The organism is Nocardioides exalbidus, assembly GCF_900105585.1.
Classification (GTDB): domain Bacteria; phylum Actinomycetota; class Actinomycetes; order Propionibacteriales; family Nocardioidaceae; genus Nocardioides; species Nocardioides exalbidus.
In genome coordinates, this window is sequence record NZ_FNRT01000002.1 from 1860796 (window position 1) to 1883494 (window position 22699).

15 protein-coding genes and 1 tRNA gene are annotated in these 22699 nt (G+C 72.3%); 10 read left to right on the plus strand and 6 right to left on the minus strand.

Annotated features, from left to right (window positions below; all coding sequences use genetic code 11):
* Window positions 1–43: 43 nt before the first annotated feature.
* Both BLV76_RS09245 and BLV76_RS09250 read right to left on the minus strand, forming a co-directional pair.
* Entirely contained in the window at window positions 44–361 is a 318-nt protein-coding gene (locus BLV76_RS09245; RefSeq protein WP_090968868.1) for a hypothetical protein, read from the minus strand.
* A gap of 9 nt (window positions 362–370) precedes the next feature.
* A complete protein-coding gene (locus BLV76_RS09250) occupies window positions 371–2719 on the minus strand; it encodes a DEAD/DEAH box helicase (RefSeq protein WP_090968869.1) in 2349 nt (782 codons plus the stop codon).
* 201 nt (window positions 2720–2920) lie between these two features.
* Here BLV76_RS09250 and BLV76_RS09255 point away from each other — a divergent pair, with 201 nt between their 5' ends.
* Window positions 2921–3256, plus strand: a complete 336-nt coding sequence (locus BLV76_RS09255) for an anti-sigma factor antagonist (RefSeq protein WP_090968870.1) — start codon at window positions 2921–2923, stop codon at window positions 3254–3256.
* Between the two features lie 172 nt (window positions 3257–3428).
* A complete protein-coding gene (locus tag BLV76_RS09260; protein WP_090968871.1) occupies window positions 3429–5720 on the plus strand; it encodes a sodium-translocating pyrophosphatase in 2292 nt (763 codons plus the stop codon).
* A 78-nt stretch (window positions 5721–5798) separates the two neighbouring features.
* On the opposite strand, the gene BLV76_RS09265 is transcribed toward BLV76_RS09260, so the two are convergent.
* Complete coding sequence (locus tag BLV76_RS09265) at window positions 5799–6692, minus strand: phosphotransferase (RefSeq protein ID WP_175539619.1); 894 nt, start codon at window positions 6690–6692, stop codon at window positions 5799–5801.
* 38 nt (window positions 6693–6730) lie between these two features.
* On the opposite strand from BLV76_RS09265, the gene BLV76_RS09270 reads away from it, so the two are divergent.
* The gene (locus tag BLV76_RS09270) at window positions 6731–8203 is read left to right on the plus strand and encodes a DUF7059 domain-containing protein (RefSeq protein ID WP_090968873.1); all 1473 of its coding nucleotides are present in this window, start codon (window positions 6731–6733) and stop codon (window positions 8201–8203) included.
* Window positions 8204–8376: 173 nt separating this feature from the next.
* On the opposite strand, the gene BLV76_RS09275 is transcribed toward BLV76_RS09270, so the two are convergent.
* Together BLV76_RS09275 and BLV76_RS09280 are read right to left on the minus strand one after the other, a co-directional pair.
* The gene (locus BLV76_RS09275) at window positions 8377–10074 is read right to left on the minus strand and encodes a S1C family serine protease (RefSeq protein WP_090968874.1); all 1698 of its coding nucleotides are present in this window, start codon (window positions 10072–10074) and stop codon (window positions 8377–8379) included.
* A gap of 123 nt (window positions 10075–10197) precedes the next feature.
* On the minus strand, window positions 10198–13014 hold the full coding sequence (locus BLV76_RS09280) for an AfsR/SARP family transcriptional regulator (RefSeq protein ID WP_090968875.1): 2817 nt from the start codon (window positions 13012–13014) through the stop codon (window positions 10198–10200).
* Window positions 13015–13344: 330 nt separating this feature from the next.
* On the opposite strand from BLV76_RS09280, the gene topA reads away from it, so the two are divergent.
* From topA to BLV76_RS09310, 6 genes are all read left to right on the plus strand, one after another.
* Window positions 13345–16068 carry a type I DNA topoisomerase gene (topA, locus tag BLV76_RS09285; protein WP_090968876.1) on the plus strand — a complete coding sequence of 908 codons (2724 nt, stop codon included), beginning with the start codon at window positions 13345–13347 and terminating at the stop codon, window positions 16066–16068.
* A gap of 17 nt (window positions 16069–16085) precedes the next feature.
* Window positions 16086–16838, plus strand: a complete 753-nt coding sequence (locus tag BLV76_RS09290) for a hypothetical protein (RefSeq protein WP_139306532.1) — start codon at window positions 16086–16088, stop codon at window positions 16836–16838.
* Between the two features lie 110 nt (window positions 16839–16948).
* Window positions 16949–18394: a Vgb family protein gene (locus BLV76_RS09295; RefSeq protein ID WP_090968878.1), complete on the plus strand. Its 1446-nt coding sequence runs from the start codon at window positions 16949–16951 to the stop codon at window positions 18392–18394.
* A 102-nt stretch (window positions 18395–18496) separates the two neighbouring features.
* Window positions 18497–19135 (plus strand): dTMP kinase, encoded by a 639-nt coding sequence (gene tmk / locus BLV76_RS09300; RefSeq protein WP_090968879.1) that lies wholly within the window; start codon window positions 18497–18499, stop codon window positions 19133–19135.
* Window positions 19132–20316 (plus strand): DNA polymerase III subunit delta', encoded by a 1185-nt coding sequence (locus BLV76_RS09305; protein WP_090968880.1) that lies wholly within the window; start codon window positions 19132–19134, stop codon window positions 20314–20316. Before tmk ends, BLV76_RS09305 begins: the two co-directional genes overlap by 4 nt.
* Before the next feature lie 7 nt (window positions 20317–20323).
* On the plus strand, window positions 20324–21883 hold the full coding sequence (locus BLV76_RS09310; protein ID WP_090968881.1) for an alpha/beta hydrolase: 1560 nt from the start codon (window positions 20324–20326) through the stop codon (window positions 21881–21883).
* A 146-nt stretch (window positions 21884–22029) separates the two neighbouring features.
* Here the strand turns inward: BLV76_RS09310 and BLV76_RS09315 are convergent, their stop codons facing one another.
* A complete protein-coding gene (locus tag BLV76_RS09315) occupies window positions 22030–22473 on the minus strand; it encodes an OsmC family protein (protein WP_090968882.1) in 444 nt (147 codons plus the stop codon).
* Between the two features lie 124 nt (window positions 22474–22597).
* On the opposite strand from BLV76_RS09315, the gene BLV76_RS09320 reads away from it, so the two are divergent.
* Window positions 22598–22670 (plus strand) — tRNA-Thr (locus BLV76_RS09320).
* Window positions 22671–22699 lie beyond the last annotated feature (29 nt).

A 22699-nucleotide genomic window follows, 5' to 3' on the forward strand; every position in this document is an offset into this window, starting at 1 on the left:
CGCGGGTGGTCACGAGCGGCGGCCGGGTGACGACGCGCACGGCTCAGACCCGGTCGTGCCCGTGACCGTCGTGGTCGTCACCCTCGGCGCGACGCTCGGCCTCGACGCGCTCGAGCTTCGCGTTGAGCTGGCTGAGCTCCTTGCGCTCCTTGCGGTGCGCGAGGCTGCGCTTGGTGCCCCACTTGAGGATCGCGAAGCCCCACAGGATGGCGGCTCCTGCGCCCACCCCGACGAAGAACGACTCGAGCGTGGTGACGTCGAAGCCGAGCAGCTCGCCACCGGTGCCGGGCTGGCTGACGAAGAGGGCGGAGAGGATCGCGATGCCGCCGATGATGATGAGGCCGAGACCGATGATGACCATGACGCGAATCTAGCCCTCCGCGGGCGTGCTCGGGGCACCCGCGAGGAGGGCATCAAGCAAAGTGATCGCGCCGGCCTTGTCGAGTGGGTTGTTCTGGTTGCCGCACTTGGGTGACTGGATGCACGAGGGGCAGCCGCTCGCGCACTCGCAACCGGCGATCGCCTCGCGCGTGGCTGAGAGCCAGGAGACGGCGGTGTGGAAGCCACGCTCGGAGAAGCCCGCGCCGCCCGGGTGGCCGTCGTACACGAACACGGTCAGCACCCCGGTGTCGGCGTGGCGCGCGGTCGAGACGCCGCCGATGTCCCAGCGGTCGCAGGTCGCGAAGAGGGGGAGGAGGCCGATCGAGCAGTGCTCGGCTGCGTGGGCTGCACCCGGCACGTCGAGGGTCGCGAGGCCCGACTCGGCGACCACGTCGTCCGGCACGGTCCACCACACGGCCGTCGTCCGCAGCGTGCGCTCGGGCAGGTCGAGCGGTTCCTCCGACAGCACCTCGCCGCCGGGCTGGCGACGCTTGAGGAAGGAGACCACCTGGTGCGACACGTCGACCTCGCCGAGCGACAGCTCGCACCCGGCCCACGAGCGGCGCTCGCGGGTCGACACGATGCTGATGTCGGTGACCTCGCGCGCCGTGGTGCTGTAGGACGGCTCGTCGCGACGCATCGTGGCCACGTGGTGCTCGAGGTCGAGGTCCTCCACGAGCCAGGTTTCGCCCTGGTGGACGTAGACGGCGCCCGCGTGGGCCTGGTTGTGGGCGCCACCCGCGTCGACGGTGCCGACCACGCGGCCGGTGTCGGCCTCGATGAGCTGCACCGCCGACCCGCCCGCGGAGCGGATGTCGGCGAGGTCGGCCGCACGCGACCGGTCGGTCCAGAACCACCCGCGCGGGCGCTTGCGGAGCAGGTTGAGCGCGACCAGTTCGTCGACCACGGAGCGGGCGGTCGGGCCGAAGAGCGGCAGGTCGGCCTCGACCAGCGGCGACTCCTGGGCCGCCGCGCACAGGTGCGGGCCCATGACGTGGGGGTTCGACGGGTCGAAGACGGAGGCCTCGACGGGCGCTCCGATCAGCGTCTCGGGGTGGGTCACGAGATAGGTGTCGAGGGGATCGTCCTTGGCGACGAGCACCCCGAGCGCGTCCTGGCTGCCACGACCGGCACGCCCCACCTGCTGCCAGAAGGCCGCGCGGGTGCCGGGGAAGCCCGCGATCAGGACGGCGTCGAGCCCGCTGATGTCGATGCCGAGCTCGAGCGCGTTGGTCGCCGCGAGCCCGACCAGGTCGCCGCGGCGCAGGGCTGCTTCAAGCGCCCGCCGTTCCTCCGGCAGGTAGCCGCCGCGGTAGGCCGCGACCTTGTCCGGCAGCGACGGGTCGACCTCGGAGAGCAGCTCGGACGCCGTCAGGGCCACCTGCTCCGCGCCCCGCCGCGAGCGGATGAAGGCCAGCGTCCGGACGTCCTCGGCGACGAGGTCCGCGAGCAGGTCGGCCACCTCGGAGGAGGCGGCTCGCCGCACGGGAGCGCCGTTCTCGCCGGCGTACGACGTGAAGGGCGGCTCCCACAGCAGCACCGACACGGTGCCGCGCGGAGAGTCGTCACGCGTGAGCGCCACGACGTCGAGCCCGGTGAGCCGGGCGGCCGTCACCTCGGGTTCGGCGACGGTGGCCGAGGCGAGCACGAACGTCGGGTTGGCGCCGTACATCGCGCACACCCGACGCAGCCGACGCAGCACGTGGGAGACGTGCGCCCCGAAGACACCGCGGTAGTGGTGGCACTCGTCGACGACGACGTACTGCAACGAGCCGAGCAGCCGCGACCACCGGTGGTGGGAGGGGAGGAGCGAGCGGTGGAGCATGTCGGGGTTGGTGAGGACGTACTCCCCGAAGTCGCGCGTCCAGTCGCGCTCCTCGTGCGAGCTGTCGCCGTCGTGGGCGGCGAACCGCACGTCGAGGCCGAGCGACGACAGCCCGGCGAGCTGGTCGTGGGCGAGCGCCTTCGTGGGTGAGAGGTAGAGCACCGCTGCGCCCCGCTCGCCGCGCGGACCGCGCGCGGCGCGGATCGCCGACAGCCCGGGGAGCTGGTAGGCGAGCGACTTCCCCGACGCCGTGCCGGTCGCGACGATGACGTGGTCGCCCGCGTGCGCCGCGTCGGCGGCGACGACCTGGTGGCGCCACGGCCTCGCCACGCCCTGGGCGGCGAACGCCCCGCGCACGTCGTCGGGCACCCACGCGGGCCAGTCCTCGTGGACCGCCGCCCGCGCGGGGAGCACCTCGAGGTGGCGGAGCCGGTCCTCCCGCCCCGGCACCTCCGCGAGGCGTCGTACGAGCCCGTCGACCGAGGTCGGGGCGTGCGGGTGGGGCTGGCTCACCCGCCCGAGTCTGGCAGTGGGCACCGACCGCGGGCCGATCGCAGGTCCGCCTCCCCGGAAGCGGTGACCCCACGCGGGGAACTGTTGGGGAGTCCTGCGAAACCTGGGACGACGTGGTTTGATACCACCCGGAATGAAGGGGGGCGCGTCTCGCGCTCCCGCCGCACTGTCCGAACGAGTTCGGGGACCGGGGAAGCAGTCGTGGATCTCACCCTTGCGACACGCGAGGTGGATGGTCGTGCCATCGTGTCCGTCGGCGGCGAGATCGACGTCTACACCGCACCCAAGCTGCGTGACTGCATCACCGAGCTCGTCGGCGCCGGCACCTACGACATCGTGGTCGACCTCGAGGCCGTCGAGTTCCTCGACTCCACCGGCCTCGGCGTGCTGGTCGGTGGCCTGAAGAAGGTCCGCGCCCACGACGGGTCGCTCGACCTCGTGTGCACCCAGGAGCGCCTGCTCAAGATCTTCCGGATCACCGGCCTCGCGAAGGTCTTCGTCATCCACGACTCCGTCGGCCTCGCCCCGGGCGCCTGACCGCCCGCTCCACCACCCCGACGGATGCCCAGATGGACGGGTCCGGCGGGGTTTGCGCATGCCCCGGTGACCCACCCCCGTGTGGCGTAGGTCACCCCCTCCCGTGATCTGGGTCACTTCTGCGTAGACTCCGGCGCGTTCACCAACTTGGCCAAGTCCTAGGAGGACACGCATGACGGGGATGCTGCCCGCAGTCGTGAAGCCGGAGCTCGAGGGCGGGAACCTCGTCCTGGTCGTCGTCGTCGCCCTGATCGCGCTCGGCGCGCTCGGGATGGCCGCGATGTTCCGGTCGCAGGTGCTCGCCGCCGGCGAGGGCACCGACAACATGAAGACAATCGCCCAGGCCGTCCAGGAAGGCGCCAACGCCTACCTGCAGCGGCAGTTCCGCACTCTCGGGATCTTCGCCGCTGTCGCGTTCGTGGTCCTCTTCGCACTCCCCGCCGATGACGTCACCGTGCGCATCGGCCGCTCCGTGTTCTTCCTCGTCGGTGCCGGCTTCTCCGCCGCCATCGGCTACCTCGGCATGAGCCTGGCCGTCCGCGCCAACCTCCGCGTCGCGGCCGCCGCCGAGACCGAGGGTCGCGACCCGGCCATGACGATCGGCTTCCGCACCGGTGCGTTCGTCGGCATGGCGACCGTGGGGCTCGGCCTCCTCGGCGCCAGCGTCGTCGTGCTCCTGTTCAAGGACGAGGCGCCGCACGTGCTCGAGGGCTTCGGCTTCGGTGCCGCGCTGCTCGCCATGTTCATGCGGGTCGGTGGCGGCATCTTCACCAAGGCCGCCGACGTCGGCGCCGACCTCGTCGGCAAGGTCGAGCAGGGCATCCCCGAGGACGACCCGCGCAACGCCGCCACCATCGCCGACAACGTGGGCGACAACGTCGGTGACTGCGCCGGCATGGCTGCCGACCTCTTCGAGTCGTACGCCGTCACGCTGGTCGCCGCGCTGATCCTCGGCGCCGCGGCCTTCGGCGACAAGGGCCTGGTCTTCCCGCTGCTGATCCCTGCGATCGGCGCGCTCACCGCGGTCGTCGGCATCTACATCACCAAGCCGAGGCCCGGCGAGAACGGCCTCACCACCATCAACCGGGCGTTCTACATCTCCGCCGCCATCGGCGCGGTCGCCTCGGTGATCCTGTCCTACATCTACCTGCCCGGCTCGTTCGCCGACTTCGGTCCGGACTTCGCCGCGATCGACGGCGACCCGCGCTTCATCGCCAGCGCCGCCGTCGTCATCGGGATCGTCATGGCTGCCGGCATCCTCGCCCTGACCGGCTACTACACCGGCACCGAGTACCGCCCGGTCAAGGACGTCGGCAAGACGTCGCTGACCGGCCCGGCCACGGTGATCCTCGCCGGCCTGAGCGTCGGCTTCGAGTCGGCGGTCTACACGACGCTCGTCATCGGCGCCGCCGTCTTCGGCGCCTACCTGCTCGGCGGCGCGACCCTCACGGTCTCGCTGTTCGCCGTGGCGCTCGCCGGCTGCGGCCTGCTGACCACCGTCGGCGTCATCGTCGCAATGGACACCTTCGGCCCGGTCTCCGACAACGCCCAGGGCATCGCCGAGATGTCGGGCGACGTCAGCGAGGAGGGGGCGCAGATCCTCACCGAGCTCGACGCCGTCGGCAACACCACCAAGGCCATCACCAAGGGCATCGCGATCGCGACGGCCGTGCTCGCCGCGACGGCGCTGTTCGGGTCCTACGCCACCTCGGTGGCCGAGGCGCTCGTCGACGCTCAGCCGACGCTCGAGGAGGCCGGCCTGCTCAGCTTCGAGGTCTTCAACCCGGCCGTCCTCGTCGGCGTCCTGCTCGGCGCGGCCGTGGTGTTCCTCTTCTCCGGCCTCGCCATCAACGCGGTCGCCCGCGCTGCCGGTGCGGTCGTGATGGAGGTGCGCCGCCAGTTCCGCGACATCCCCGGGATCATGGAGGGCACGGGTCGTCCGGAGTACGGCAAGGTCGTCGACATCGTGACCCGCGACTCGCTCCGCGAGCTGATCACGCCCGGCATCCTGGCCGTGATGGCCCCGGTCGCCGTCGGCTTCGGCCTCGGCGTCACCGCGCTCGCGGGCTTCCTCGCCGGCGCGATCGGCACCGGCACCCTGATGGCGGTCTTCCTGGCCAACGCCGGTGGCGCGTGGGACAACGCCAAGAAGCTCGTCGAGGACGGCAACCACGGCGGCAAGGGCTCGCCCGCCCACGAGGCCACCGTCATCGGCGACACCGTCGGCGACCCGTTCAAGGACACCGCCGGCCCGGCCATCAACCCGCTCATCAAGGTGATGAACCTGGTGTCGCTGCTCATCGCGAGCGCCATCGTCTCGATGAGCGTCGGCAAGGACGAGAACGACGTGCTCCGCATCCTGATCGCCCTCGTGGCGGTCGCGATCATCACCGTCGCGGTCGTGGTCTCGAAGCGTCGGGAGGTCGTCATCTCCGACGACGCCCCGGCGGCCTCCACGGTCTGACGGACGCACCGCCTCACCGTCGTGGCGGTCGGTTGCTCGGCAACCGGCCGCCACGGCGGCATTTCAGGGGTAAGACGCTCAGCGCTCGCCGAAGTGCGGGCGGGTCAGCTCCTCGGTGAGGCCGCCGAGCGCGGTGTGGTCGTCGGTGTCGCCGGCGTGCGGGCCCTGCAGCCACTGGGCGAACGACCAGATCTCCGAGAGCCGCCACTCGAGGTCGAACAGCCGCACCACCTGCGGGTCGTGGGCGACGTCGCGACCCTCGTGGACCAGCGTCGCGAGGTCACGCTCCGGCGGCGCGAGGACGAGCGACTCCCAGTCGATCAGCCACGTCTGCCCGCGGGCGAGCCACTGGTTGCGCACGTGCGGCTCGCCGTGCGTGACGACGTAGGTCGACGGGTCGAGGAGGCCGAGCAGCCGGGAGTGCTCGCGCGACCACCCGCCGACCTGGGCGAGGTGCTCGACGACGAGCTCACGGGCGGCCGTCCCGAGCGGTCCGTCCCACCGCTGCTGGAGCAGGTCGCGCAGGCGGGTGGGCAGGTCGGGGTCGATCTCGGTGGCCCACGTCCGGGCCGTCGCAGGAGGAGGCGTCGCGTGCAGCCGCGCGAGCAGGTCGGGCAGCTCCTCGACCGATGCCTCGGGACGCGTGCCCTCCAGCCACCGCGTGGCGCTCGCCGTGCGCCTGCCGACCGGGACGGCGTACGCGCCTGCCACGGTCGGGAGGCTCGGCCACACGAAGTCGAGCGGCAGGGCCGCTGCGGAGGCGTACGCCGCCTCCAGCGACGCGTGCGTGTGGCGGGGCAGGTCCGGGTCGAGCGTCAGGAAGAGGACCGGCTCGCCGGCGACTTCCACCCGCCAGTGGTGCGCGCCCCAGCCGACGGAGAGGTGCTCGACCGCGTCGGCCCGCGGCTCCCAGTGGTCCCGCGCGACCACCAGGACCTCGTCGTCGCTGACGTCCGCCGGTCGCTCGAGCACCACGTCATCGTGGCACGGACGTCTGGGAGGCTTGGCCCATGCCGTCCGACCTCGACTTCGCCGAGCCCCTGCGCGACGCCCTGCTCGCCGCCCACTTCACCTACGACCGCGTCGCCGAGGCGATCGGCGAGGAGGCGCACCGCGCGCTCGGTCGCAACGAGACCTTGCCCGCCCAGCGGCGTACGACCTCGGGTGCGCCGCTCGACACGCTGGTCCGGCTGTTCCTGCTGCAGACCACGGTCGCGCGCGACGAGGCGGACCAGGCCCTGCCCGGCCTGGTCGACCGGCTCTGCAACGCCGGCCTGCTCGAGCAGAGCGTGAGCGAGGTCGCCGCCCGCACGGACTGTCGCCCCTATGCCGCGGACGACCAGGACCTGTGGGTGGTCTCGGACCTGACGCCCGGCCTCGACGGCGCGCCGGTCGCGGTCGGGTCGGACCACGTGCTCGGCATCTCGAGTGCCTCGACGAGCCTGGCCCAGCTGACGATGCGCGAGCCGGTCGCCTCGGCGCTCGACCTCGGCACCGGCTGCGGGGTCCAGGCGCTGCACCTCGGCGCGCACGCCGCCCGCGTGGTCGCCACCGACGTCAACACCCGCGCGCTCTGGATGACCCGGCTCAACGCCGCGCTCAACGAGGTCCCGGCAGAGGTCGACGTGCGCGACGGGTCGTTCTTCGAGCCGGTCGCGGGCGAGCGGTTCGACCTCATCGCCACGAACCCGCCCTTCGTCATCTCCCCGGCCACGGGCGAACGCCTCGTCTACCGTGACTCCGGCCTGCCCGGCGACCGCGTCGTCGAGCACATCGTGCGCACCGGGCCCGACCACCTCGCCGACGGCGGCTGGCTCCAGGTGCTCGCCAACTGGTCGATCGTGGCGGGCCGGTCGTGGGACGACCGCCTCGGCTCGTGGCTCCGCGACGACTGCGACGCCCTCGTCGTGCAGCGCGAGACCCTCGACCCGTCGGCCTACGTCGAGCTGTGGCTCAAGGACAGCGGCCACCACGGTGGTCCGGACTACGCCCGGCGCTACGACACCTGGCTGTCCTGGCTCGAGGAGTCCGGGATCGAGGGCGTCGGCTTCGGCTGGATCAACGTCCGCCTCGGAGGCGGGGGCACGCACCAGCTGCTCGAGTGGCCGTACGACGTCGAGCAGCCGATCGGCCCCGCCATCCACGCGTGGGGCGACGCGGTCACCGACCTGCGCGGGCTGGGTGACGAGGAGCTGCTCGCCACCACGCTGCGCGCCCGGGAGGACGTGCAGCAGGAGACGGTCGGCCGTCCGGGGGCCGAGGACCCCGAGGCCATCGTGCTGCGCCAGCAGCGGGGCTTCCGCCGCGCCCGCACCGCCGACACCGTGGAGGCTGCGTTCCTCGGTGCCTGCGACGGGGACCTGTCGGTCGGGCAGCTCCTCGGTGCGCTCGGGGCGCTGCTCGAGCGCGACGTCGCCGAGCTGCAGGAGACCTACCTCCCGGTGGTCCGGGAGCTGGTGGGCGAGGGCTTCCTCACCACCTGACCTCCAGGCCCGGTCGCAGGCACCACGCCGGCCCCGGCGGCGCGTCGACCGCGCCGCCGGGGCCCGCACCCCGCCGCTCCCGAGCCGACCGGTGGCCTCGTGCGTCCCGTCCTCCCGGTGGGCCGCAGGTGCACCTGGCTCGTGACCCCACCGGAGGGTGGGAGCGACGGGTGTCAGGGGGTGGTGCTGCCCGGAGTCGGGGCGGGGGCCGGGGCCGGTCCCGTTCCGGCGTCCGGCAGGTGCCAGCCGCGCTCGGGGTCCCACACCGCCTCGGGGCGCGGCGTGGGCGGTGCCGGCGTGGCCGACGTCATGGGAGGCGGACCGGCCGACATGGGAGCCGGCACCGGTCCCGGCACCGGAGGCGGTCCGGCCGGGAAGGCCGGGGTCGGGAACTGGCCGGCCGGCGCCGGGCGCGCGCTACGACGTCGTACGAGCAACCAGGCTCCTGCCCCGCCGCCCAGCAGCAGGAGGAGTGCCGCGGCACCCAGGCCCAGGAGGAGCGCGCTCGGGCCGCCGGACTCCTCCTCGACCGGGCTCTCGTCGAGGCCCTCGTCGATCGCGGCCTTGCTGTCGGAGATGAACTTCTGCGCGAACGGGTGGGCGGGGTAGAGCGTCTCGACCCGCTCGAGCAGCGGCACGGCGTCCTTGTAGTGGTGGTCGTAGAAGGCGTCGATGGCCTGGTCGTAGGTCGTCGTGGTGTCGCTCTCGGCCGGGGTCACACCGTTGCGGCCGAGCATGTCGAGCACCTCGCTCGCCGGGATGACGAAGTTCTGTCCCTGGGCGGCGACGCCGTCGTTGCCCACCGCGCTCGCGACGAGGACGCCGATCGCCTCGCCACCGTCGGTCAGGACGGGACCGCCGGAGTTGCCCGGGCTCGCGGGGGCCTGGGTCTGGAAGACGGGCATGCCGTTGTCCATGCTCTTCACGGCCGTCACCGGACCCTGGGTGACCGTCGGCTGGACCTGGGAGTCGCGGGACAGGCCGGGGGAGAACGTCGACGCGGCGGGGAACCCGACCACGTGGACCGTCGACCCGGGCGAGACGTCGTCGTTGTCGCCGAGAGGGATGGTGGGCAGGTTGTCCTGGCCGTCGATCTTGAGCAGCGCGACGTCGCTGCCCGGGTAGGGCTTGCCGACGTCGACGACCTCGGCCTCCACGGCCCGCTGGTCCTTGCCCAGCCCGTCGAAGCCCAGCGCCAGGTCGGCCGAGACGGACACGTCGAGCCGGCCCACCGACATGTGGGCGGCGAGCCAGCCGAGGACTGCGTCGGTGAGCCGCGAGACCTGGTCGGGCGTGAGCTGCGTGCCGCTGTTCTGCAGGCCCCGGACGAACTGCCGGCCGAGGCGGTTGAGCGCGGACGAGGCGAACTCCTGGCGCAGCTGCGCGTCGGAGGTGTCGACCACGTGGGCGGCGGTGACCAGGTAGCCGTCGGGCGTGATCACCCAGCCGGTGCCGACACCGGTGAGGCTGCGGCGGCGGCTGACCTGCTGCGCGCCTGCGACGAAGTAGGTGTTGGGCGACTTCACCAGCGCGTCGACGATCTCCTCCGTCACCGCCTCCTCGGTGAAGTCCATGCCGCCGTTGGCGGCCTGGATGGCGAGGCGCTGGGCGAGGGCGTTGACCGCGACCTGGTTGATCACCGGGACGCGGACGCTCACCGTCGCGGTGTAGGTCGTGGAGATCAGCTGGACGCCGGGGTAGGCCTTGGCGGCGAGCCGCGTGGCGTCGCCGACCTCGGCCGACGGTGCCGGTGTCGGGCTCGCGCTCTCGTCCGCGTGACCGGGCGAGGGAGCGAGGAGCAGGGAGGTGCCGAGGGTGCTGGCTGCGACGACGCCGAGCAGGCGATCTCGCAGGCGGGAGGTTCGAGGCATGACGTGCCCTTCCGAGGAGACCGGCGGTCGCACAGGACCGTCGGGGTGGGCCTCGTCGGCGGGTGCCGCGAAGCCCGTTGCCAGGTACGACGACGACGCTGGCAGGAGGGCGCTAACGCCTCGCTAACGCGCCTGCGCGGGCCCGGGCGTGGCGTCGAGCAGGGCGAGGCGCGAGCGCACCGACTCGGCGCGCGGGTGGCCGACCTCCTCGAGGAGGTCGAGGGCAGCGGTCCAGGACGCGCGGGCCCGGTCGACCTCGCCGAGGGCGTGCTGGGCGTCGCCGAGGTGGGTCAGGTTGAAGGTCTGGTTGAGGTGGTGCCCGAGGCTCTCGCCGATCTCCACCGCCTGCGCGAACATCGAGGCGGCACGGCGCAGGTCGCCGAGGCCGAGGTAGGCCCGCGCGGCACTGTCGAGCGCATAGCTCTCGCCGCCCCGGTCGCCGATGCGGCGGTAGTGCTCGAGCGCCTCCTGGCAGAAGCCGAGCGAGGCCTCGTGGTCGCCGAGGCAGGAGTAGAGCCAGCCCAGGTTGTTGAGCGCCACGGCCGTGCCGCTGGCGTCGCCGATCTCGCGGGCGAGGTCGAGCGACCGGGTGGTGTGCGTGATCCCGCGCTGGTAGTCACCCGTGGACTCGTGGAGCCGACCGAGCGCGCTCTCGACGTCGGACTCGCCGGTGCGGTCGCCGGCGAGCGCGAAGAGGTCGCGGGCGCGCTCGAGCTGCACGGCCGCCTCCTCGGGGTCGAGCTCGGTCAGCGCCTCGCCGAGCCCGTGGCGCGAGTCCGCCTCGCCGACGACGTCTCCGGCGGCGACCGCGGCGGCGAGCCCGCTCTCGTGCAGGGCGACGAGCTCGGTGAAGGAGCTGCGGTCGCAGAGGTAGCCGTTGAGGGTGCGGGCGAGCCGCCACGCGTGTGCGTGCAGACCCGGGGTCGCGGCGGCGAGGTCGGCGACGCGCTGGAGGACCGGCAGCTCGGCGCGCAGCCACGCGTGGCCCTGGTCGGCGTCGTCCAGCGGCTCGGCGACCAGTCCGTCCGGCGCCGGACCGAGGGCGAACGGCAGAGGCGTGGCGAAGATCGTCCGGGTCGCGCCGACCGTCGCGCGGAGCACGTGGTCGACGAGCCGGCGCCGGACCTCGTCGACCTCCTCGGCGCCGAGCGCCGACTCGGCGGTCTCGCCGGCGTGGGCGGCGACCAGGTCGTGGAGCGCCAGCCGGCCCGGCCGGCGCACGGTCACGAGGCTGGCCCGGACCAGCTCGTCGACGGACGCCCGCACGCGGCGCAGGGGTCGGCCCGCCATGCTCGCCAGCGCCGCCACGCCGATCTCGGGCCCGGGGTGGAGGCCGACCAGGCGGTAGGTGTGGGCGGCGTCGGCGGACAGGGCGTCGTAGGACCACGACAGCACGGCCCGGACGTCGGTGGTGGGGTGGCCGAGCGTGAGGCTGTCGAGCGAGGAGTCGCGCAGCTCGGCGGCCAGGTCGGCGAGGGAGGTGTGCGGGCCCGACGCCACGCGTGCCCCGGCCACCGCGAGCGCCAGGGGCAGGCCTCCGCAGCGGTCGAGGATCTCCGCGAGCGCCCCGGGCTCGGCCTCGAGGCGACCCGCGTCGAGGTGGGCGCTGAACACCTCGCGCGCGTCGCGGTCGTCGAGCAGGTCGAGCGAGAGCAGGCGTACGCCGTGGGTGACCGCCAGCGTCGTCAGCTCGTCGCGGCTGGTGACCACCGCGAGGCTCCCGGTCGAGGCGGGGAGGAGGGGAGCGACCTGGTCGGCGTCGCGGGCGTTGTCGAGCAGCACCAGCACGCGTCGCCCGCTGAGGAGGCTGCGGTAGGCGCCGACCATCTCCGCCAGGCTCTGCGGCACCTGCTCGGCCGGCACGCCCAGACCGGCGAGCAGGGCACGCAGCGCGTCGACGGCGGACAGCGGCGTGCCGCCGGGATCGAAGCCGCGGAGGTTCACGAACAGCTGGCCGTCGGGGAACCGCTCCGCCACGTCGTGGCACCACCGGGCTGCGAACGCCGACTTCCCCACGCCCGCGGACCCGGAGACGACCCACGCCACCGGTCCGGCGTCGACCGTGGACAGGCTGCGGTGCAGTGCTGCGCCGGCCGCGGCCCGGCCGACCAGGCGCGCCGGTGGCGAGGGCAGCTGGGCCGGGACGACGACCAGGGCCGAGGACGTCGGCTCCTCCCCGACGTCGAAGGCGAGGACCCGGGCGTGCGCCTCGCGCAGGAGGGCGCCGGGCTCGGTCCCGAGCTCGCCGACCAGCAGCTCGCGGGCCCGGGCGTAGTGCTCCAGCGCCTCGGCGCTCCGGCCCGCGTCGTGCAGGGCGTGCACCAGCGCCGCGCGCAGCGACTCCCGCAGCGGGTGGGCCTCGGCGAGCGGCTGGAGGCGCTCGACGGCGCGGTCGGCCAGGCCCGAGCCGCGCGCCAGGTCGGCCCACTCCTCGGTGGCGGCCAGCCGGAGGTCGGCGAGCCGCTCGGCCTCGCCGGTCAGCCAGCCTGCGGCCGCGAGGTCGGCGAGGGGCTCCCCGCGCCACGCGGCCAGCGCGTCGTCGTACGCGACCAGAGCCGCCGCTCGCTCGTCGGCCGCAGCGTGGGCGCGCGCCACGCCGACCAGGCGCTCGGCCCGGGCGGCGTCCAGGTCGTCGGGTCCGAGCCGGAGCCGGTAGCCCGCGGCGCCGGTCTCCAGCACCGGTGCGGCCCCGGCGTCTGCCAGGGTCGTGCGCAGCCGACGGATGGAGTTGTGCAGGGAGGTGCGGCCGGTCGCCGGCACCTCCTCGGGCCAGAGGTGCGTGCAGAGGGTGTCGGCGCTCACCGGCTCCCCGGCGGCCAGGGCGAGCGCGGCGAGCACCACGCGCTGCTGGGCGGCCGTGACGGGCACGACCGTGCCGTCGACCTTCACCTCGCACGCGCCGAGGACGAGGACCTCGACGCGGCCGGTCTCAGTCGCCATCCGCCACCCACGCCGGCGTGACGTCGGTGTGGGTGAGGTCGTCGCGGTGGCCACCGGGCTTGCCGTACGTGGCCATGCTCCAGATTCTACCTCCGACGGGAGGGCGCGGTCGTGCTCCGCGGGAGGGCCCGAGGTCGTCGAACCCTGTGGACGAGCCCCGACGCGGGCCGCCCTGTGGACGGAAATCGGCCCGGTCCAGACCGCGCCGGGCACGATTCGGGTACCGATGTGGACGTGGTCCACCGTGGACGTGGGCCACCTCCCGGGCTGGTCATCTCGGGATGTGGCGCTACGGTTGCGGCGCTGGAAGCAAATAGAGGAGCAACAACTGTGGCAAAGCTCGTCATCGTCGAGTCGCCTGCCAAGGCCCGCACCATCGGCGGCTACCTGGGCAAGGACTACGTCGTCGAGTCCTCGATCGGTCACATCCGCGACCTGCCCAACAACGCCGCGGACACGCCGGCCAAGATCAAGGACAAGCCGTGGGGCCGGCTCGCTGTCGACGTCGACAACGGGTTCGAGCCCTACTACGTCGTGCCCCGCGACAAGAAGAGCCACATCGCCAAGCTGAAGAAGCTGGTCAAGGACGCCGACGCCCTCTACCTCGCCACCGACGAGGACCGCGAGGGCGAGGCGATCGCCTGGCACCTCCTCGACGAGCTCAAGCCGCCGAAGGGCCTGCCGGTCCACCGGATGGTCTTCCACGAGATCACCAAGCCGGCGATCCTCGCCGCGGTCGAGAACCCGCGCGAGATCAATGACGACCTCGTCGAGGCCCAGGAGGCGCGCCGCATCCTCGACCGCCTCTACGGCTACGAGGTCTCCCCGGTGCTGTGGAAGAAGGTCATGTCCGGCCTGTCCGCCGGCCGCGTCCAGTCGGTCGCCACCCGCCTGGTCGTCGACCGCGAGCGCGACCGGATGAAGTTCCGCGTCGCCTCCTACTGGGACCTCGACGCGACCTTCGACGCCGGCACCGGCCACGACCCGCGGATGTTCCCGGCCAAGCTCCACGCCGTCGACGGCGTCCGCGTCGCCCGTGGCGCCGACTTCGACAACACCGGCGAGCTCAAGGGCTCGTCGGGCTCGAAGGGCGAGCGCGTCCACCTCAGCCGCGCCGACGCCGAGACGCTGGCCTCCGGCCTGGCCGACACGGCGTACGACGTGCGCTCGGTCGAGTCCAAGCCCTACCGCCGCTCGCCCTACGCCCCCTTCCGCACCACCACCCTCCAGCAGGAGGCGAGCCGCAAGCTCGGGATGAGCGCCAGCGTGACGATGTCGGTCGCGCAGCGGCTCTACGAGAACGGCTTCATCACCTACATGCGTACGGACTCCACGACGCTGTCGGGTGCCGCCATCGGCGCGGCGCGCGACCAGGTGCGTGAGCTCTACGGCGCCGAGTACGTCCCGGACTCGCCGCGCACCTACACCTCGAAGGTGAAGAACGCGCAGGAGGCGCACGAGGCGATCCGCCCGGCCGGCGACTCGTTCCGCACCCCGGCGCAGACCGGCCTGTCCGGCGAGCAGTTCCGCCTCTACGAGCTGATCTGGATGCGCACCGTCGCCTCCCAGATGAAGGACGCGACCGGCAACTCGGTGACGATCCGCATCGGCGGCGCGGCAGCCGACGGTCGTGACGTCGTCTTCAGCGCGAGCGGTCGCACGATCACCTTCCACGGCTTCCTCAAGGCCTACGTCGAGGACATCGACGACGCCTCGAAGCGCAAGGACGACGCCGAGACGCGGCTGCCGAACCTCACCGAGGGCGCCGCCGTCTCCGCCGCGACGCTGACCGCCGAGGGCCACGAGACCAAGCCGCCCGCGCGCTACACCGAGGCGACGCTCATCAAGGAGCTCGAGGACCGCGAGATCGGCCGCCCGTCGACGTACGCCTCCATCATCGGCACCATCCTCAACCGCGGCTACGTCTACAAGAAGGGCACCGCTCTCGTCCCGGCATGGCTGGCCTTCTCGGTGGTCCGGCTGCTCGAGGAGCACTTCCCCCGCCAGGTCTCCTACGAGTTCACCGCCTCGATGGAGGACGTCCTCGACGAGATCGCCGGTGGCCGCAAGGACCGCGCCACCGAGCTCGGCGAGTTCTACTACGGCGCCGGCGAGATCGTCGGCCTCAAGACGCTCGTCACCGAGCTCGGCGACATCGACGCCAAGGAGATGGCGACCTTCCCCATCGGGGAGGGCATCGACCTGCGCGTGGGTCGCTACGGCCCCTACGTCGAGGGTCCCCCGTCCGAGGACGGTGACGGTGCCCCGGTCCGCGCCAACGTCCCCGACGACCTCCCGCCCGACGAGCTGACCGTCGCGAAGGCCAAGGAGCTCCTGGCCAACCCGGCCGGCGAGGAGCAGGTCGTGGGCAACCACCCCGACACCGGCCTGCAGATCGTGGCGAAGAACGGCCGCTTCGGCCCCTACGTCACCGAGCTCCTGCCCGAGGACGCGCCCAAGTCGGCCAAGCCGCGCACGGGATCGCTCTTCAAGTCGATGACCCTCGACACCGTCTCGCTCGAGGAGGCGGTCAAGCTCCTCGACCTGCCGCGCGTCGTCGGCACCGACGAGGACGGCACCGAGATCACCGCGCAGAACGGTCGCTACGGGCCCTACCTCAAGAAGGGCACCGACTCGCGCTCGCTCACCAGCGAGGACCAGATCTTCGACATCACGCTCGACCAGGCCAAGGCGATCTACGCCCAGCCCAAGCAGCGCGGTCGCGGCGCGGCCACCCCGCCGCTCAAGGAGCTCGGCAACGACCCCGTCTCCGGCCAGCCGGTCATCGTGAAGGCGGGTCGCTTCGGCGAGTACGTCACCGACGGCGAGTACAACGCCACGCTCCGCAAGGACGACACCGTCGAGTCCATCACCCTCGAGCGTGCGGCCGAGCTCCTCGCCGAGCGCCGCGAGCGCGGCCCCGCCAAGAAGGCGGCCAAGAAGGGGGCGGCGAAGAAGGCTCCCGCCAAGAAGACGGCTGCGAAGAAGACGACCGCCAAGAAGACCGCGGCCAAGAAGACGACGGCGAAGAAGACGACCGCCAAGAAGGCCTGAGGGCCTAGCCTGCTCCCATGACTTCGGGGGAAGGCGTGACGACGCTCGTCCACCAGCCGACGCCGACGGCGAGAGCGGACTGGGACGAGTGGTACGGGCGGCGGTGGCGGATCGCGAGCCTGGCGCTGGTGCTGCTGCTCGTCGCGATCGGCGGCACGGCCTTCGTCGCGGGGGAGAAGCAGAGCACGTACGGCGATCTGGTGGGTGCGGTCGTCGACGGGGACGCGCAGCAGGTCGAGATCCACGGACCACGCGACGGGGGTCCCGGAACCTACGTGGTCCGGTGGCGCGAGACGATCAACCACTACGCCGAGGTGCGCGTCGTCCGGGGCAAGGACTCGCAGCTTGCCGTCGACTCGCCCGGTATCGGTGGCCGGGAGTACGTCGACGAGGCCCCCGCTGACTTCCTGCGCGGCCTGGCGCCCTGGCTGTCGGTCGACACCACGGGCAACGGCGACTACGTCAGGTGGACCCTGATGGGGTGGAGCGGTCCCGCGGCGCTGTCCTGGATGCTGCTCGCGGCGGGGCTCGCCGTCTTCGTGCTGATCGTGTCGGGGCCGCCGCCGTGGCGGTCGACCAGGTGGGCGTGGTTCTGGATGTTCGCGCTCGCCTCACCGATCGGGCTGGTCGCCTACGTCGTGCTCGCCGGGCCGCTGGCGCACCTGCGACCGGCTGATCCCTCCCGTCGTCGGCTCACCGGAGGGTGGGCGTTCCTCCTCGCCACCTTCGTCCTCAGCGCCTTCGTCGGCTACGACCGCACGTGGCAGTGACAGTTCATCCGATGGTGGGTGTTTGAAACCGTGCCCAACTGGTGAGGTGACAAGCACGGTGGTCCGCGTGCTCATGGGGTGCACGCGTCGCCGCGGACGAAAGTGACCCGATGACCCGCGCTCGCACAGCCCTGCTCGCCGTCCTCGCGCTCCTCGTGAGCCCGCTCCTCGTGGTGGTCGGTACGACCCCCGCGCACGCCGCGGTCAACGTGTTCCCGGTGCCGACGAGCAACGCGAACCTCGGCCGGATCACCACCGCGCCCGACGGCAGCATGTGGTTCCTCGAGCGCGGGGCCAACAAGGTCGGACGCATCACGACCTCCGGCGCGATCCAGGAGTTCGCCCTGCCGCCGACGGACTCGAGCGTCGACAACCCCGCCCAGAGCCTGGACGTCGGACCGGACGGCTCGGTCTGGGTGATCACCGAGCACGGCGAGAACGTGGTCCGGCTCTCGAGCGCGGGCCAGCTCCTCACCAGCTGGACCTTCCCCAACTACGACGGCTGCATCAACACGTGCCCCTACGGCGGCGAGGTGAGGATCGACCCGAGTGGCAAGGCCTGGGTGACGATGAACTACGGCAGCTCGTTCATCTCCACGATCGTCCCTGCCGGCCAGCCGATCGCCTACGAGAACTCGCCGGAGTGCGCCGACGTCCTCGGCGAGGCCGCTGACGGCGCGATGTGGTGCCAGGGCGGATCGGCCGAGGGCCAGGACACGATCACGCGCGTGAACGCCGACGCGGCAGGCGGCGTCACCTACCCGCTGCCGAGCGACGCGACGTACCCCATGGGCCTGGCGGCCGGCCCGGTCGGCTCGATCTGGTTCACCCGCAGCAGCACGGACGGCAGCCTGACCAGCCCTTCGCGGGGGTCGATCGGCTACCTCGACGCGGCCACCGGGGGCACGCAGATCTGGTCGACCGGCTCGCGCTCCGCGCCGCAGGACCTGGTGATGGGGCCCGACCGGCAGATGTGGTTCACGAACAGGGGCGCGGCTCCCGGCATCGGGCACATCGCGGCCAACGGCGTCGGCGCGATCAGCTCGGTCGGCAACTACGAGCCCACCTCGCTGACCTTCGGGCCCGACGGCGCGATCTGGTTCACCGACGCCACGAACAACTCGATCGTGCGGGTGACGACCGACCAGCTGGGCACGACCAACGTCGACCTGGGTGACGGCGTCACCATGATCCCGCCGGGCGGCGGTGGTGGCGGAGGCGGCGGAGGTACGACGACCGTCGTCGGCACCCTGCCTGCCGTCAAGGGCGTCACGCCGATCCGCAAGGGCAGGCTCACCGTGCCGGTGAAGTGCGCGAAGGGTGCTGCGTGTGCCGGCCGGCTCACCGTCGAGCTCGCCCAGGGCGGCAAGACCCTGGCGAAGGCGAAGTCCTACCGGGTGAAGGCGGGCAAGAAGGCGAAGGTGTCGGTGAAGCTCACCGCCAAGGGCCTGAAGCGGATCAGGCCCGGTCGGGTCGTCAAGGTGCGCATCGAGCTCACTGCGCCGGGGTCGAAGAAGGTGCTCGCCAAGCGCGTGATCAAGGTGCGCCGGGCCTGACACGCTGTCAGGCCCGCCCCGTAGGGTTCAGCCCGTGAGGACCACCCCACGGAGCTCTTCTCCGCCGCTGCGCTCCCCCGGACAGCTCCGCGGGGACCCCGGATGAGCGCTGGCATCTTCTCCGAGGCGGGCCTCTTCGTCTGCTTCGAGGGCGGCGACGGAGCCGGCAAGTCGACCCAGTCGCGCCTGCTCCACGACTGGCTGGTCGCGCAGGGGCGGACCGTCCTGCTGACCTTCGAGCCGGGCGACACCGAGGTCGGCAAGGAGATGCGGCGCATCGTCCTCGACCCGGCCACCGGACACCTGTCCGACCGCACCGAGGCGCTCCTCTACATCGCCGACAAGGCCGAGCACGTCGACCACGTCGTGCTGCCCGCTCTCGCCCGGGGCGAGGTCGTGATCACCGACCGCTACGTCGACTCCACGCTGGCCTACCAGGGAGCCGGCCGCACGCTCGACGTCGCCGAGGTCGAGGCCGTCGCCCGCTGGGCCACCGGCGACCTGCGCCCGCACCTCACCGTCGTCCTCGACCTCGAGCCCGAGGCCGGGCTGGGCCGCTTCGAGGAGCGCGACCGGATCGAGGGGCAGTCGCTCGAGTTCCACCAGCGCGTGCGGCAGGGTTTCCTCGCCCTCGCTGCCGCCGACCCCGACCACTACGTCGTGCTCGATGCGCGGGCGCCGATCGACGAGATCGCCGGCGCCGTCCGGGAGCGGGTCGAGCCGCTGCTGGAGGGACGATGACCACGACCCCCAGGACCGCCGGCACTGTCTGGGACGACCTCGTCGGCCAGCGCCCCACGATCGAGCTGCTCAAGCAGGCGGCGGCCGGGCAGGGCATGACCCACGCCTGGCTCGTCACCGGGCCGCCCGGCTCGGGCCGCTCCAACGTGGCGCGGGCCTTCGCCTCGGCGCTCCAGTGCGAGACGCAGACCGGCTGCGGCCACTGCGAGGCGTGCCGGCTCGGAATGAGCGGCTCGCACCCCGACATCACGTGGGTGAAGTCGGAGACGTCGGTGCTCTACGTCGACGACATGCGCGACCTGGTGCAGTCGGCCGCGAAGTTCCCGGCGATCGGGCGCTGGCAGATCGTCGTCATCGAGGACGCCGACCGCCTCGGCACCCCGGAGAACCCGCGCACCGGCAACGCGCTGCTCAAGGCGATCGAGGAGCCGACGCCCAAGACGGTCTGGCTGCTCTGCGCGCCGACCGTCCAGGACGTCCTGCCGACGATCCGCTCGCGCTGCCGCACCATGACCCTGTCCACGCCCGGCACCGACGACGTCGCGCGATTCCTGTCGCGCAGCGACGGGATCTCCGAGACGATCGCCAGCTTCGCGGCACGCGCCAGCCAGGGCCACATCGGCCGCGCCCGGGCGCTCGCCCTCGACGAGCAGACCCGCTCCCGTCGTCGGGAGGTGGTCAGCATCCCGTCCCGGCTGACCAGCATCGGTGCCTGCATGACCGCGGCGACCAACCTCGCCGACCTCGCCAAGGAGGAGACCGAGGCGATCACCGCCGATGCCGAGAAGCGCGAGCTCGACGAGCTCCAGGCGATCTTCGGCAGCGAGCGCAAGGACCTCGCGAGCCGCTCCTACAAGGCGGCGCTGAGCGGGCTGGAGAAGCTGCAGAAGCAGAAGGCCAAGCGGCGCGTCCTCGACGTGATCGACCGAGCCCTGATGGACCTCGTCTCGGTCTACCGCGATGCGATCGCCCTCTCCGTCGGGGCGCCGGGCATGCTCGTCAACGAGGAGCTGCGCGCCGATGTGCAGGTCGTCGCCCGAGCCGCCTCGCCCGACGAGCTGCTGCGGATGATCGACGCGATCTTCACCGCGCGCGACCAGATGCTGGAGTTCAACGTGCCGCCGCTGCTGGCACTCGAGTCGATGGCGGTCGCCCTGCGCCTGCCCGGAGGACATCGGTGACGCCTCGATGAAGAAGGTCTTCGCACTGGTCGTGGTGCTCGCCCTCGCCCTGACGGCCTTCGTCGCCGTGGGCCTGGCCGTCGGCGGCAGCACGCCGGACGCGACGCCGTCCGCGCGACCCACGCCGTCGCCGACCACGCCTCCGCCGGCGACGGTCACCGAGGCGCCCGAGCCCGACCTCGCGGACCTCTACTCCCAGCGCATCGACTGGCAGCCGTGCGAGAGCAACGCCGACCAGGACTGCGGCACGCTGACCGTCCCGATCGACTACGCCGACCCGCAGGGGCAGACCATCGAGCTCAACCTGCTGCGGGTGCCCGCGAGCGGCGAGCGCGTCGGCTCGATGGTGGTCAACCCGGGCGGACCGGGCGCCCCCGGCACGACGTACGCCTCACTCGGTGCCCGCGTCTTCCGCGAGCCGCTGCTCCAGGCCTACGACGTCGTCGGCTTCGACCCGCGCGGCACCGGCCGGTCCGACCCGGTCGACTGCCTGAGCGACGAGCGGCTCGACGCCTACCTCGCCGGTGACCCGACCCCGGACACGCCCGAGGAGGTCGCCGACTACAGGGAGGGCGTCCTGTCCTACGGCGAGGAGTGCGTGGCCAACAGCGACGCGCTCATCGGCCACGTCACCACGATCGAGGCCGCCCGCGACATGGACGTGCTGCGCGCGGCCCTCGGCGAGGAGCAGCTCACCTACTTCGGCGCGTCCTACGGCACCAAGCTGGGCGCGACCTACGCCGAGCTCTTCCCCGACCGCGTGGGCCGGTTCGTGCTCGACGGGGCCGTCGACGTCTCCCTCGACGCGAAGTCGGCGGCGCTCGACCAGGCCGCCGGGTTCGAGACGGCCCTGCGCGCCTACGTGCAGAACTGCCTCGACTCCACCGACAACTGCTTCCTCGGCGACACCGTCGACGAGGGCCTCACGACGATCAGCGACCTGCTCGACTCGATCGAAGAGAAGCCGCTGCCGGCGGGCGATCGCGAGCTGACCGTCGGCAACGCGTTCTACGGGATCATCGCGCCGCTCTACAACCGCGACTACTGGTTCCTGCTGAGCACTGCGCTCGGTTCGGCGATGGACGGCAAGGGCTCGGCGTTGATGCAGCTCGCCGACGCCTACGCCTCCCGCACCAGCAGCGGGTCCTACAGCGACAACTCCATCGAGGCCAACTACGCGATCAACTGCCTCGACGACCCGACGTCAGTGCCGTTCGCGAAGGTGCCGTCGTTGTTCGGTGAGTTCGAGCAGGCCTCGCCGACCTTCGGTGACGTCTTCGCGTGGGGGATGACCGGCTGCCGCGGGGTCGCGGTCACCTCGAGCGAGGAGCCGCTCGACATCCGCGGGGAGGGGGCTGCCCCGATCCTCGTGCTCGGCACGACGCGCGACCCGGCGACGCCGATGAAGTGGGCCGAGGCGCTCTCCGCGCAGCTCGACTCGGGCGTGCTCGTGAAGCGCGACGGCGACGGCCACACGGCCTACAACGCCGGCAACGACTGCATCAACGCCGTCGTCGAGGACTACCTGGTGGACGGGACGGTCCCCGACGCCGGGACGACGTGCTGACGCCGCTCCGCCGATCCGTCATCCAGACCCGCAGTCATCCTTGCGGATCCGGATGACGGATCCCGGCCTGTCGCCACCGATCGCCGATCCGTCATCCGAACGCGCATCCATCGGTGCGGATCGGCATGACGGATCGACGGTGAGGCTCAGGACTCCAGTGCGGCGTCGAGCGTGATGTCCACGCCCGCGAGGGCCTTGCTGATCGGGCAGCCGGCCTTCGCCTTCTCGGCCGCCTCCTTGAAGCCGGCCTCGTCGAGGCCCTCGACCTCACCGCGGACCGTGAGCTTAATCCCGGTGAGCTTGAAGCCTCCGGCCTCCTTGTCCTCGCCGAGCGAGACGTCGGCGGTCACCTCGAGCGCCTGCGGCGTGCCGCCGGCTTCGGCGATGAGCGCCGAGAACTGCATGGCGTAGCAGGAGGAGTGCGCGGCCGCGATGAGCTCCTCGGGGCTCGTCGTCCCGCCGGCGTCCTCCGCGGCGCGCTTGGGGAACGAGACGTCGTACGTCCCGACGCCGGAGCTGGTCAGCTCGACCTGGCCGGAGCCGTCCTGGAGTCCGCCGTTCCAGGCTGTGCGAGCGGTGCGAGTGGGCATCGTGTCTCCTCTGGTGGGGTGGGGGTCGTACGTCGAAACCCAACCACGCACCCGGTGATTTCAGTCCCGGCCCGGGCGCTCCGTATACTCTCCCGCGGTCCACCGAGCACCGCTCGAGGGCCTTGCCGCCTTAGCTCAGTCGGTAGAGCGAGTCACTCGTAATGACTAGGTCGTCAGTTCGATTCTGACAGGCGGCTCTGACTCCCCCGGGGACCCGAGACCCCGG